This is a genomic window from Streptomyces sp. NRRL F-5122 (assembly GCF_001507435.1).
GTDB lineage: Bacteria > Actinomycetota > Actinomycetes > Streptomycetales > Streptomycetaceae > Streptomyces > Streptomyces lannensis.
On the sequence record NZ_LMWH01000116.1, the window covers coordinates 82,831 to 96,634 of the forward strand.

The 13,804-nt window shown below is 71.0% G+C and carries 8 protein-coding genes and 2 pseudogenes; 8 read left to right on the top strand and 2 right to left on the bottom strand.

Translation table 11 applies throughout. From position 1 onward, the window contains the following. Positions 1–108 precede the first annotated feature (108 nt). From ADL25_RS13480 to ADL25_RS13495, 4 genes are all read left to right on the top strand, one after another. Positions 109–1,218 (top strand): NAD(P)H-dependent flavin oxidoreductase, encoded by a 1,110-nt coding sequence (locus tag ADL25_RS13480; protein WP_059127938.1) that lies wholly within the window; start codon positions 109–111, stop codon positions 1,216–1,218. Further along, positions 1,215–2,765, top strand: a complete 1,551-nt coding sequence (locus tag ADL25_RS13485; RefSeq protein ID WP_059127939.1) for an acyl-CoA synthetase — start codon at positions 1,215–1,217, stop codon at positions 2,763–2,765. The genes ADL25_RS13480 and ADL25_RS13485 overlap by 4 nt, the downstream gene beginning before the upstream one ends. 101 nt (positions 2,766–2,866) lie before the next feature. Next, a complete protein-coding gene (locus tag ADL25_RS13490) occupies positions 2,867–4,369 on the top strand; it encodes an acyl-CoA synthetase (protein ID WP_059127940.1) in 1,503 nt (500 codons plus the stop codon). Positions 4,370–4,518: 149 nt separating this feature from the next. Continuing rightward, positions 4,519–6,039 carry a purple acid phosphatase family protein gene (locus ADL25_RS13495; RefSeq protein WP_059127941.1) on the top strand — a complete coding sequence of 507 codons (1,521 nt, stop codon included), beginning with the start codon at positions 4,519–4,521 and terminating at the stop codon, positions 6,037–6,039. Between the two features lie 51 nt (positions 6,040–6,090). On the opposite strand, the gene paaK is transcribed toward ADL25_RS13495, so the two are convergent. Beyond that, positions 6,091–7,389, bottom strand: a complete 1,299-nt coding sequence (gene paaK, locus ADL25_RS13500) for a phenylacetate--CoA ligase PaaK (RefSeq protein WP_059127942.1) — start codon at positions 7,387–7,389, stop codon at positions 6,091–6,093. A gap of 569 nt (positions 7,390–7,958) precedes the next feature. Continuing rightward, positions 7,959–9,577 (bottom strand): annotated as a pseudogene (locus ADL25_RS13505) (acyl-CoA synthetase). Positions 9,578–9,761: 184 nt separating this feature from the next. Between ADL25_RS13505 and ADL25_RS13510 the strand changes: the two are divergent. From ADL25_RS13510 to ADL25_RS13525, 4 genes and pseudogenes are all read left to right on the top strand, one after another. After that, positions 9,762–10,562: a crotonase/enoyl-CoA hydratase family protein gene (locus tag ADL25_RS13510; RefSeq protein WP_059127943.1), complete on the top strand. Its 801-nt coding sequence runs from the start codon at positions 9,762–9,764 to the stop codon at positions 10,560–10,562. Between the two features lie 28 nt (positions 10,563–10,590). Then, positions 10,591–11,537: pseudogene (locus ADL25_RS13515) on the top strand (Zn-ribbon domain-containing OB-fold protein). After that, positions 11,534–12,604 carry a thiolase domain-containing protein gene (locus ADL25_RS13520; protein WP_059127944.1) on the top strand — a complete coding sequence of 357 codons (1,071 nt, stop codon included), beginning with the start codon at positions 11,534–11,536 and terminating at the stop codon, positions 12,602–12,604. The pseudogene ADL25_RS13515 and the gene ADL25_RS13520 overlap by 4 nt, the downstream one beginning before the upstream one ends. Beyond that, on the top strand, positions 12,601–13,767 hold the full coding sequence (locus tag ADL25_RS13525) for a thiolase domain-containing protein (RefSeq protein WP_059127945.1): 1,167 nt from the start codon (positions 12,601–12,603) through the stop codon (positions 13,765–13,767). The genes ADL25_RS13520 and ADL25_RS13525 overlap by 4 nt, the downstream gene beginning before the upstream one ends. Positions 13,768–13,804 lie beyond the last annotated feature (37 nt).

Sequence of the window (13,804 nt, forward strand, 5' to 3'; positions counted from 1 at the left end):
GCACCGGGGTCGTGGCCGGGTCCGGGCTCCGCGGGTTCCCGCCAAGTGATCTGACGGACTATCAGAGACGGTCTTCCCTCCTCCGGACCGCTGCGGCATCCTGCGCCCATGCAGACGGAGCTGAGCAAGCAACTCGGCGTCGAGCACACCCTCTTCGGCTTCACGCCGTTCCCCGCCGTGGCCGCGGCCATCAGCAGGGCCGGCGGCCTCGGCGTGCTCGGCGCGGTCCGCTACACCGCCCCCGACGACCTCAAGCGCGACCTGGACTGGGTCGAGGGGCATGTCGACGGCAGGCCGTACGGGCTGGACGTCGTCATGCCCGCCAGGAAGGTGGAAGGCGTCACCGAGGCCGATGTCGAGGCGATGATCCCGGAGGCACACCGCCGGTTCGTCGAGGACACCCTCGCCCGGTACAGGGTGCCCGAACTGGCCGACGGCGAGGCGTCGGGGTGGCGGACCACCGGGTGGATGGAGCAGGTCGCCCGCTCGCAGCTGGACGTCGCCTTCGACTACCCGATCGCACTGCTCGCCAACGCGCTGGGCTCCCCGCCCGCCGACGTCGTCCGTCGCGCGCACGACCGGGGTGTCCTGGTCGCCGCGCTCGCCGGCAGCGCCCGGCATGCGCGCAAGCACCAGCAGGCGGGCATCGACATCGTCGTCGCCCAGGGGTACGAGGCCGGTGGACACACCGGGGAGATCGGCTCCATGGTGCTCACCCCCGAAGTCGTCGACGCCGTCGCTCCGTTGCCCGTGCTGGCGGCCGGCGGCATCGGCAGCGGTCGGCAGGTCGCCGCCGCCCTCACGCTCGGCGCCCAGGGGGTGTGGCTCGGCTCGATGTGGCTGACCACGACCGAGGCGGACCTGCCGTCGCGCGCACTGGTGCGCAAACTGCTCGCCGCGGGATCGGGCGACACCGTCCGCTCCCGGGCGCTGACCGGCAAACCGGCCCGGCAGCTGCGCACCGAGTGGACCGACGCCTGGGACGACGCCGGCGGACCCGGCACACTCCCCATGCCCCTGCAGGGGCTGCTCGTCGCCGACGCGATCTCTCGCATCCAGCGGTACGAGGTGGAACCGCTGCTCGGCACACCGGTGGGGCAGATCGTCGGCCGGATGAACGAGGAACGCAGTGTCCAGGCGGTCGTCGACGACCTCACCCGCGGCTTCGAGCGGGCCGTCGACCGCCTCAAGCGGATCGCAGGAAGGAGCCGGCAGTGAGCCAGGCCGCCAACGGATTCTGGGCCCAGGCCGGGGAGGACCCCGACCGTACGGTCCTCGTCGCGCCCGACGGGGAGGACTGGACCGCCCGACGGCTGCTGTCCGCGGCGAACAGGATGGTCCACGGACTACGGGCAGCGGGGCTCGAACGGGGGGACTCCTTCGCGGTGGTGCTGCCCAACGGCGTCGAGCTGTTCACCGCCTATCTGGCCGCCACCCAGGCCGGCCTCTACCTCGTCCCCGTCAACCACCACCTCGTCGGACCCGAGATCGCCTGGATCGTCGCCGACTCCGGCGCCAAGGTGCTCATCGCGCACGAGAGGTTCGCGGAGGCGGCGCGCGGCGCCGCCGACGAGGCGGGGCTGCCGGCCGCGGGACGGTACGCCGGCGGCGCGGTCGAGGGCTTCCGGCCCTACGCCGAACTCCTCGACGGTCAGCCCGAGTCGGCCCCCGGCGGACGCACCCTCGGCTGGGTCATGAACTACACCTCGGGCACGACCGGGCGGCCCCGCGGCATCAGGCGCCCGCTGCCCGGCACACCGCCGGAGCAGTCGCACCTCGGCGGTTTCCTCGGCATCTTCGGCATCAAGCCGTACGACGACAACGTCCACCTCGTCTGCTCACCGCTCTATCACACGGCGGTGCTCCAGTTCGCCGGCGCGGCGCTGTACATCGGCCATCGGCTGGTGCTCATGGACAAGTGGACGCCCGAAGGGATGCTCCGCCTGATCGACACTCACCGGTGCACCCACACGCACATGGTTCCCACCCAGTTCCACCGGCTGCTCGCGCTTCCGGACGAGGTCCGGGCGCGCTACGACGTCTCCTCCATGCGGCATGCCATCCACGGCGCCGCCCCCTGCCCCGATCACGTCAAGCGGGCGATGATCGAGTGGTGGGGCGACAGTGTCGAGGAGTACTACGCGGCCAGCGAGGGCGGCGGTGCCTTCGCGACCGCCGAGGACTGGCTGAAGAAGCCCGGAACCGTCGGCAGGGCGTGGCCCATCAGCGAACTCGCCGTCTTCGACGACGACGGCAACCGGCTGCCGCCCGGTGAACTGGGCACCGTCTACATGAAGATGAGCACCGGCGGCTTCTCGTACCACAAGGACGAGACCAAGACGCGCAAGAACCGCATCGGGGACTTCTTCACCGTGGGCGACCTCGGCCACCTCGACGAGGACGGCTACCTCTTCCTGCGCGACCGCAAGATCGACCTGATCATCTCCGGCGGGGTCAACATCTACCCCGCGGAGATCGAGGCCGCTCTGCTCAGCCACCCCTCCGTCGCCGACGCGGCCGCCTTCGGGATCCCGCACGACGACTGGGGCGAGGAGGTGAAGGCGGTCGTCGAACCCGCGCCGGGCCATGAGCCGTCGCCCGCGCTCGCCGAGGCCATCCTCGGTCACTGCGCCCGGCGGCTCGCCGACTACAAACGGCCCAGGAGCGTCGACTTCGTAGTAACGCTGCCCCGCGATCCGAACGGCAAGCTGTACAAGCGCCGGCTGCGCGACCCGTACTGGGAAGGCCGCACCCGTCCGGTGTGAGTCGGGGCCGGTTTTCTCGTGCCGAGGGCGTAGGGAGCTTGACCTCCCCGGCGGCACGGAACGAGGATCGCGCCAGGCTGAGGCGGACGAAGGGGCTGTTCATGACGGCGGGACGAAGCGTCACGGTCGACGGCACGCTGCGGCGCAGTGCCCGGCGGACCCCGGAGCGCAGGGCGATCGACTACGGCGACCGGTCGTGGACGTACGCCGAACTCGACGACGCCGTCTCCCGCGCCGCCCGCGTCCTGCGCGATGCAGGGCTCTCGCGCGGGAACCGGGTCGGCGCTCTCGGTCACAACTCCGACGCGTATCTGATCGCCTTCCTTGCCTGTGCCCGCGCCGGGCTCGTGCACGTGCCGATCAACCAGAACCTGATCGGCGACGACCTGTCCTACATCGTCGAACAGTCGGGCTGTGCGCTCGTACTCGTGGATCCGTCCCTCGCCGGCAACCTTCCCGCCGGCGTACGGGCGCTGGCGCTGCGGGACGCCGACGACTGCCTGCTCGTACGGCTCGCCGGCACCGAGCCGTACGACGGAGCGGAGCCGAGGGGCGAGGACCTGGTGCAGCTCCTCTACACCTCCGGGACCACCGCGCTTCCCAAGGGCGCGATGATGACGCACCGGGCGCTGGTGCACGAGTACCTGAGCGCGATCACCGCCCTCGACCTGAGCGCGGGCGACCTGCCGGTGCACTCGCTGCCGCTGTACCACTCGGCGCAGATGCATGTCTTCCTGCTGCCCTATCTGGCAGTGGGCGCGCAGAACGTGATCCTCGACGCGCCCGACGGCGACCGGCTCTTCGATCTGATCGAACAGGGCCGGGCGGACAGCTTGTTCGCGCCGCCCACCGTGTGGATCGGCCTGGCCGGCCGCCCCGACTTCGCCACCCGGGACCTCAGCGGGCTGCGCAAGGCGTACTACGGCGCCTCGATCATGCCGGTGCCCGTCCTGGAGCGTCTCAAGGAGCGGCTGCCCGAACTCGCCTTCTACAACTGCTTCGGGCAGAGCGAGATCGGGCCGTTGGCCATGGTTCTCGGACCGTACGAGCACAAGGGGCGCATGGACTCGTGCGGGCGGCCGGTGCTGTTCGTGGAGGCAAAGCTCGCCGACCGGGCCGGCGAGGACGTCCCGGACGGAGAGCAGGGCGAAATCGTCTACCGTTCCCCGCAGTTGTGCGAGGGCTACTGGGACAAGCCCGAGGAGACCGCCGAGGCCTTCCGGGACGGGTGGTTCCACTCCGGGGACCTGGCCGTGCGGGACGCGGACGGGTACTTCACCATCGTCGACCGGGTCAAGGACGTGATCAACTCCGGTGGCGTCCTGGTCGCCTCACGGCAGGTCGAGGACGCGCTGTACACACATCCGTCGGTCGCCGAGGCGGCGGTCGTCGGCCTGCCGGACGAGCGGTGGATCGAGGCCGTCACGGCCGTCGTCGTCGCGCGTGAGGAGGTCACGGAGGCGGAACTCATCGCCCACACCCGGGAGCAACTCGCGCCCTTCAAGGCGCCGAAGCGGGTGCTGTTCGTGGACGCGCTGCCTCGCAACGCGAGCGGGAAGATCCTCAAACGGGAGCTGCGGGACCGGTTCGGCGACACGGTGTGAAAGGCGACGCGAGGAGGCGCGGAACACCGGCTCCCCGGCCTGGCGCACACCGCGCCGGGCCCGCCTCCACGCCGAGTTGTCGTGTTCCCGACCCGGCACCGCCGTCGTTCCCACCGATGCCGTTCACTGCGCCCGGGCACGCACCGGACATGCGCTGCTGCCTCTCCGCCCCTTTTGCGGCCGTGTCGGCCCTGCCCGCCCCGTGCGAGCTGCTGCGCTCCGGCGCCCTGCTCGCCCCGGCCCTCTTGCGGGCCGCCTCCGTCGCCGTCCTCCGCAGGCCGGTGCACAGGGGCCGCCCCGCGCACCGCGACGCCGTCGCGGCCGTCCATCTGGAACTGGTGACCCTGGCCGAGGACCACGCCGTCATCACCTGGTACACCGGGGTGCCGGGCACCGACGACGGACTGGGCCGGATGATCCCGGCGGTCACGGAAGGCGAGGTCGTCTACGGAACGAGCCCCCGGCGCCTGAACCGCACCGCGGGGGAGGACAGGCCCACCGCGTACCACCAGGTGGAACTCACCGATCTGGAACCGGGGCAGACGTACTACTACCAGGCCCGCTCCCGGGGCGTGGCCGCCGCCCCCACACCGCTGCACCTGGTGCGCGGCAACGCCGTGGGCACCGTTGCGCACGGCCTCGGCACGCGCGGAGGCCCGTACTGCTTCACCACACCGCAGCCCCCGCCCGGGCGCCATCTGCTGACCATCGCGCTGTGCAACGATCTGCACCTGGGCGAGACGACCGCCGGACTCGTGGGCCGTCTGCCCCTGATGCGCGGGGTCTCGCAGGAGTCGGGGCTCGCGCCCTATCCCGAGATCATGAGCCGGGCGATGGTGGAGGAGGCGCGCCGTCGCGGTGCCGACCTGCTGCTGGCCGCGGGGGACATCTCGGCCGGGGGAGCTCCGAGGGACCTGACGGAGGCCAGGCGCATACTCGACGGTTTCGGGGCGCACGGCCGGGACTACTTCGTCGTGCGGGGCAACCACGACCGTGCCGCGCTCGGCACCTGCCGCGAGGACTGCCGGCAGTGCTCGGGCACGAGCGCGGACACCTTCCGGGAGGGGTTCGCCGGTGCGGACGGGTCCGCGTACTTCGCGCGCGACGTGGGCGGACTGCGGATCGTCGGCCTCGACACCTACGAGAAGCACGGGACCGGAGCGGACGCGGGCGGCCTCGGTGGCGAGCAACTTTCGTGGTTCCGGCGCCAGTTGAAGGAGCACAAGGAACAGCCCACCGTGGTCTTCGGCCACCATCCGCTCACCGTGCGGGACTCCGTCTTCCCCGTGACGGCCGGCCAGCGGTTGCGCCGCGACCAGGCCCGCACGATCCTCGAGGCCTACGGCGCCGCACCCGGCGTCTTCCTCCATCACGCGGGCCACACCCATCGCAACAAGCGCACCCTCCTGCCGCAGGCCCCGCACGTGACCCTGCAGGAGGTCGGTGCGGTCAAGGAGTATCCGGGCGGCTTCTGCCTGCTGCGGATCCACGCCGGCGGCTACGCCCTCAACTTCTACCGGGCCGGTGGCGCCGCGGCGCGGGCGTGGACGGAGCGCAGCCGCTGGGTGGCGGCGGGCCTGTGGCCGCATCACGCGCTGGGCCGTTCCGTCGCGGACCGCAACGCCGTGGTCGTCCGCGACCTGTCCGGCATCCGGCGCCCCACCCCGTGAAGGAGTCGCCGGGATGCCACCCCGTCGTCGGTACCGGCGAGGAGGCGCCGGTCACCGGCCCGTTCGCAGGTCCACGATCCGCCGGATCTTGCCCACCGAACGCTCCAGCGACTCGGGTTCGACGATCTCCACCGCCACCGAGACGCCCACGCCGTCCTTCACTGCCGCGGCGATGGCGAGCGCGGCGGCCTCCCGGATCTCGGAACCGGCGTCGGACCGCGCCTCGGCCCGTACGGTCAGTGCGTCGAGCCGCCCCTCACGGGTGAGCCGGAGCTGGAAGTGCGGTGCCACACCCGGCGTCCGCAGCACGATCTCCTCGATCTGGGTGGGGAAGAGGTTCACGCCACGCAGGATGACCATGTCGTCGCTGCGCCCGGTGATCTTCTCGATCCGTCGGAAGGTGCGCGCGGTGCCCGGGAGCAGACGGGTGAGGTCCCGGGTCCGGTAGCGGATCACGGGCATGGCCTCCTTGGTGAGGGAGGTGAAGACCAGCTCGCCCTCATCGCCGTCGGGCAGCACCTCACCGGTGATCGGGTCGACGATCTCGGGGTAGAAGTGGTCCTCCCACACGTGGAGGCCGTCCTTGTTCTCGACGCACTCCTGTGCCACGCCCGGACCGACGACCTCCGAGAGGCCGTATATGTCGACCGCGTCGATGGCGAACCGTTCCTCGATCTCGCGTCGCATCTCCTCGGTCCACGGTTCGGCACCGAAGATCCCGACGCGCAGCGAGGTGCTCCGCGGGTCGACCCCCTGGCGTTCGAACTCGTCGAGCAGGGTCAGCATGTACGAGGGGGTCACCATGATGATGCCCGGCTTCAGGTCCTGGATCAGCTGCACCTGCCGTGATGTCATGCCGCCGGAGGCGGGGACGACCGTGCAGCCGAGGCGTTCGGCGCCGTAGTGGGCGCCGAGGCCTCCGGTGAACAGGCCGTAGCCGTACGCGACATGCACCGTGTCACCGGGCCGGCCGCCGGCCGCGCGGATCGACCGGGCGACCATGTCCGACCACATGGACAAGTCGTTCTCGGTGTACCCGACGACCGTGGGGCGCCCGGTGGTGCCGCTTGAGGCGTGGATCCGCCGGAGCCGCTCCCGGGGCACCGCGAACATCCCGTACGGGTAGTTCTCCCTCAGGTCCGCCTTGACGGTGAAGGGGAATCGGGCGAGGTCGGCGAGCGTGCGGCAGTCGTCGGGGTGGACGCCGGCCTTGTCGAAGGAGTCCCGGTAGAACGGCACGTGCGTGTAGGCGTGTCGCAACGATGCCCGCAACCGCTCGATCTGCAGGACCCGCAGTTCCTCCGCGTCGAGCCGTTCCCCCGCGTCCAGCAGGTCGTGCGCTTCCGCCATCGCGCCGCCTCCCTCGCCAATCACATCAATCCGGGCGACCGATCATTCGGTCGGATCTGCTGGAGATCAGTAATCCAGCTCATCGGCCCGCAGGCAAGAGGTCTGCCTCTGGTTTCCTGCGCTGCGGTGCGCACGCGTGAGGAGGGTGCGCGATCGCGGCCGGCTTCCGCCTGCCCGAAACGATCAGGGACATGCCGCGTCCGCCCCGTGCGGAGGGACCTCGCTCGCTCACGGGGCGAGGCGGCTCACTTGTCGGCCCGCTCAGCGGCGCCCCGGCGACCTGCCGCGGCGGTTGCTGTGCGCGGGACCGGAGTGCAGCCGCATCCGGTGGACCCCACGATCCACGGACGTGACCAGGGGGCCGACCGTGGAGGCACTGCGCCACTCGGCGGCCGCCGGCCGCACCCTCCTCGAGGCGGCACGCCATCCCGGGCGCGTCATGAGGCAGGCCTCGATCACCGCCGAGTCCCTGAGGGCTCGGGTCCCCAACGGGCGGAGGGAACGTGCGATCGGTGAGGCGGTCGGAGGCGCCGCGCGAACACCTCGATCGGCGGCCGGACCCGACGTCTTCAGCGGTTCGCCGCCACCGCGATCTGCTTCGCCCAGCGGTAGTCCGCCTTGCCGCTCGGTGAACGCCGGACGACCTCGATGATCACCAGCTGGCGCGGCACCTTGTAGCCCGCCAGTCGCGTCCGGCAGTGACTCTGGATGTCGTCCAGGGACGGCCGCGCCGCTCCCGTGCGCAACTGCACGACCGCGGCGACGTGGTTGCCCCATCTCGCGTCGGGCACCCCGGTCACCAGCGCGTCGTAGACGTCCGGATGTGACTTGAGCGCCTGCTCGACCTCCTCCGGATACACCTTCTCCCCACCGGTGTTGATGCACTGCGAGCCGCGACCGGGGACCGTGACGACCCCCTCCTCGTCGACCGTGGCCATGTCACCGAGGAGCACCCAGCGCACGCCGTCCTTGAGGAAGAAGGTCTCGGCGGTCTTCCCCGGGTCGTTGTAGTAGCCGAGGGGTACGTTCCCGCACTGGGCGACGCGGCCCACGTCACCGGCCGCCACCGGTTCATGGGTGAGCGGATCCACGACACGGGTGCGGGAGTTGACGTGGATGCGGAAGCCGTTGTCCGGGCCGGAGTCGGGGGTGGCAGTTCCGTTGAAGCCCGACTCCGAGGAACCGAAGTTGTTCAGCAGCACGGCGTTCGGGACGAGTGCCTGGAACTGTGCCCGCACCGTCTCCGACATGATGGCCCCCGACGACGACACGCTGAACAGGGACGAGCAGTCCGTGCCTTTCATCGGACCGTTCAGTGCGTCGATCAGCGGCCGCAGCATCGCGTCACCCACCAGCGACACGCTGGTGACCTTCTCCTTCTCGACGGTCCGCAGCACCTCTTCGGCCACGAACTTGCGGTGGATCACGACCCGCTGTCCGAAGTTGAAGCCGATGAACGCCGTCAGCGTGGAAGTGCCGTGCATCAGCGGAGGAGTCGGGAAGAAGGTGATGCCGTCCCCGCCGGCGGCGACGCGCTCGGCGAGCTCCTGCGGCTTGCGCACCGGATCGCCGGTCGGTGCGCCGCCGCCGAGACCCGCGAAGAACAGGTCCTCCTGGCGCCACATCACACCCTTGGGCATGCCGGTGGTGCCGCCGGTGTAGATGATGAACTGGTCGTCGGCCGAACGCGGGGCGAAGTCCCGCCCGGGGGAGGCGGCGGCCACGGCCTCGGCGAAGTCCTCGGCGGGCGGCCCGGCCGCGTCCGGGGGTGGGGTGCCCACCCGCAGCAGATTCCTCAGCCTGTCCGCCCGGGGCACGGACGTGGCCACCCGGTCGGCGAACTCCGCGTCGAAGACGAGCGCAACCAGATCCGCGTCCCGGTGGAGGTACGCCAACTCCTCCTCGACATAACGGTAGTTGACGTTCACCGGGACGATCCGGGCCTTCAGGCAGCCGAGCACCGTCTGCAGGTACTCGATCCCGTTGTACAGGTGGAGCCCCAGATGCTCTCCCGGCCGCATCCCCGCGTCGAGCAGGTGGTGTGCGACGCGGTTGGCCGCCGCGTCCAGGTCCGCGTAGGTGAGGCGGTGCTCGGCGCCCGTTCCGGGGTGGTCGACGTACACGAGCGCCTCGCGGTCCGGAACCACGTCGACGCCGACTCGAACAGGTCCGCAAGGTTGTACTCCACCGCTCCTCCTGACCCCGGCGCCGCTCCGCGAAGAAGGCGATCCTCGGTTCGCGGGTCATCAGAGCAAAGGCCGGCACAACTGGGAAGGGCCCCCGCACAAGTAATCTGACTATCTGTCAGAAAACCCTTGTCCTGGCTTCGCGCCTCCTGCAACCTGTTCTCGTTCCGCAGACGGGAGGAAGCGATGGGTGGGACCGAACACCTCACCGTGCAGCGCGAAGGCGCCACACTGGTGCTCACGCTCAACCGGCCCGAGGCCAGGAACGCGCTCTCGTTGCCGATGCTGGTGGGGCTCTACGACGGCTGGATCGAGGCCGACGAGGACGACGAGGTCCGCTCGATAGTGCTCACCGGCTCCGGCGGGTCGTTCTGTGCCGGGATGGACCTCAAGGCCCTTGCCGGCAAGGGCCTTGAGGGGCAGCAGTACCGCGACCGGCTCGTCGCCGACCCGGATCTGCACTGGAAGGCGATGCTGCGCCATCATCGCCCCCGCAAACCGGTGATCGCCGCCGTCGAGGGGCCGTGCGTGGCGGGCGGCACCGAGATTCTGCAGGGGACCGACATCCGGGTGGCGGGGGAGTCCGCGACCTTCGGCCTGTTCGAGGTGCGGCGCGGACTCTTCCCCATCGGCGGTTCGACCGTCCGCCTGCAGCGGCAGATCCCGCGGACCCACGCCCTCGAGATGCTGCTCACCGGACGCCCGTACACGGCAGGCGAGGCGGCCGGCATCGGCCTTGTCGGCCGTGTCGTGCCCGACGGCAGCGCGCTCGCCGCGGCCCTGGAGACGGCCGAACGGATCAACGCCTGCGGCCCGCTCGCGGTCGAGGCCGTCAAGGCGTCCGTGCACGAGACCGCCGGGATGACCGAGACGGAAGGGCTCGCCGCCGAACTGAAGCGCGGATGGCCCGTCTTCGACACCGCGGACGCGAAGGAGGGCACCCGCGCGTTCGCGGAGAAGCGGCCGCCCGTCTACCGACGCGCGTGATCCCCCGGGAGACACAAGGAGATACGGGATGCCCGAAGTCCTCAAAGCCCCCCTCGTCGTCGAGTTCCCCTTCACCCGCTCTCTCGGGCCCGTGCAGAGCGCCTTTCTCACGGGCCTGCGGGAACGTGTTGTCCTCGGGGTGCGGACAAGCGACGGCCGGACCCTCGTCCCACCCGTCGAGTACGACCCCGTGACCGCCGAGGAACTCCGCGACCTCGTCGAGGTCGCCCCCACCGGGACCGTCACCACATGGGCCTGGAACCACGCCCCCCGCCGCGGCCAGCCCCTCGACCGCCCCTTCGCCTGGGTCCTGGTCCGGCTCGACGGCGCGGGCACCGCCCTGCTGCACGCCCTCGACGCCTCCGGCCCCGATGCCGTACGGACCGGCATGCGGGTCCGGATCCGCTGGGCCGCGGAGCGCTCCGGCGCCATCACGGACATCGCCTGCTTCGAGACCTACGACGGTGATCCCGTCGAACCGGGCGGCCACGACGGCGAGTTCGAGGACGCGGTGACCGGCATCGTGGTCCCGGCCCGGCCCGGCTCGACTACGTCTACACGCCCGGTCGCGCCCAGTCCGCCCACATCGGCGCCCTGTCCGAACGCCGGACCGTGGGCGAGCGCTGCCCCTCGTGCCGAAAGGTGTACATCCCGCCCCGAGGCGCCTGCCCCACCTGCGGTGTCGCCACGTCCGAGCAGGTCGAGGCGGGACCCCGCGGCACGGTCACGACCTTCTGCATCGTGAACATCAAGGCGAAGAACCTCGACATCGAAGTGCCGTACGTCTACGCGCACATCGCCCTCGACGGCGCCGACCTCGCGCTGCACGGCCGCATCGGGGGCATCTCCTACGACCAGGTGCGCATGGGGCTGCGGGTCGAGCCGGTGTGGACCGAAGGGGCGCGCCATCCCGATCACTACCGGCCCACGGGCGAACCGGACGCGGACTACGAGTCGTACAAGGAGCTGCTGTGAGGTGGGAAGAAGACCCAGAGGTCCGCGAGATCGCCGTCGTCGCCTTCGCGCAGACCGACCACCGGCGCACCACCGAGGAACTCTCCGAGGTGGAGATGCTCATGCCGGTGCTGCACGACGTGCTGCATCGGACCGGTCTGAAGGCCGCCGACATCGACTTCACCTGCTCCGGCTCCAGCGACTACCTCGCGGGGCGCGCCTTCTCGTTCACCCTCGCCCTGGACGGCGTGGGAGCCTGGCCCCCGATCTCCGAGTCGCACGTCGAGATGGACGGCGCGTGGGCGCTGTACGAGGCCTGGACGAAGCTGCTCACGGGTGACGCCGACACCGCGCTGGTCTACGCGTACGGCAAGTCGTCGGCCGGATCCGTACGGGACGTCCTGACCCGTCAGCTCGACCCGTACTACATGGCGCCGCTGTGGCCGGACTCGGTGGCGCTCGCCGCGCTCCAGGCACAGGCCCTCATCGACGCGGGCGAGACCGACGAACCCGCGCTGGCCGGCATCGCCGCGCGCAGCCGTACCGCCGCGGCCGACAACCCCCATGCGCAGCTGAGGGGTTCGGTCCCGCACGGCGACTACCGGGTTCGGCCGCTGCGCACCGGCGACTGCTCGCCGATCGGCGATGGTGCCGCCGCCGTGGTCCTCGCAGCGGGTGAGCGGGCCCGGGAGCTGTGTGCACGACCCGCGTGGATCCGTGGCATCGACCACCGGATCGAGGCGCACGGCCTCGGAGTGCGCGACCTCACCGACTCGCCGTCCGCACGGCTCGCGGCGGAGAAGGCCGGGGCCTTCGAACGCCCCGTCGACACCGCCGAGTTGCATGCGCCGTTCACAGCCCAGGAGGTGGTCCTACGCAGGGCCCTGCGCCTGGACGGCACGGTCACCGTCAACCCCTCCGGAGGGGCCCTCGCCGCCAACCCGGTGATGGCCGCGGGTCTGATCCGCATCGGAGAGGCCGCCGCCCGTATCCACCGCGGCGCCTCCGACCGCGCGCTCGCCCATGCCACGTCCGGCCCGTGCCTGCAGCAGAACCTGGTCGCCGTACTCGAAGGGGAGCCGCGATGAGCAAGGAGCCCGTGGCCGTCACCGGCATCGGACAGACCAAGCACGTGGCCGCGCGCCGGGACGTGTCCATCGCCGGGCTCGTCCGGGAGGCAGCCCGACGTGCCCTGGAGGACGCCGAGTTGACCTGGTCGGACGTCGATGCCGTGGTCATCGGCAAGGCGCCCGACTTCTTCGAGGGCGTCATGATGCCGGAGCTGTATCTCGCCGACGCCCTCGGCGCCGTCGGCAAGCCCATGCTCAGGGTGCACACCGCGGGTTCGGTGGGCGGTTCCACCGCTCTCGTGGCGGCGGGTCTCGTCGCGGCCCGTGTGCACGGCACGGTGCTGACCCTCGCCTACGAGAAGCAGTCCGAGTCCAACGCCATGTGGGGTCTGTCGCTGCCGATCCCCTTCCAGCAGCCGCTGCTGGCCGGAGCGGGTGGCTTCTTCGCTCCGCATGTGCGCGCCTATATGCGGCGCAGCGGCGCCCCCGACACGGTCGGTTCACTGGTCGCGTACAAGGACCGGCGCAATGCCCTGAAGAACCCGTACGCCCACCTGCACGAGCACGACATCACCCTGGAGAAGGTGCAGTCCTCACCCATGCTCTGGGACCCGATCCGCTACTCGGAGACCTGCCCGTCCTCCGACGGCGCCTGTGCCATGGTGCTCACCGACCGTGCGGGAGCGGCCCGTTCGCCCCGGCGTCCCGCGTGGATGCTCGGTGGAGCGATGCGCAGCGAGCCGACCCTCTTCGCAGGCAAGGACTTCGTCTCCCCGCGGGCGGGCAGGAACTGTGCCGCCGACGTCTACCGGCAGGCGGGGATCGCCGACCCGCGCCGGGACGTCGACGGGGTGGAGATGTACGTGCCCTTCTCCTGGTACGAGCCGATGTGGCTGGAGAACCTCGGTTTCGCCGCGGAGGGCGAGGGCTGGAAGCTCACCGAGTCGGGCGTGACCGAGCTCGACGGGGACCTGCCCGTCAACATGTCGGGCGGAGTGCTCTCGACGAACCCCATCGGCGCCTCCGGCATGATCCGCTTCGCGGAGGCGGCACTCCAGGTGCGCGGACAGGCGGGAGAACACCAGGTGGACCGGGCCAGGCGGGTCCTCGGGCACGCCTACGGCGGAGGGTCCCAGTTCTTCTCCATGTGGCTGGTCGGGGACCGTCCGCCGACCTCGTGACGGCATCCCCGTCACGTGACCTGTCGGCAGTGGGATG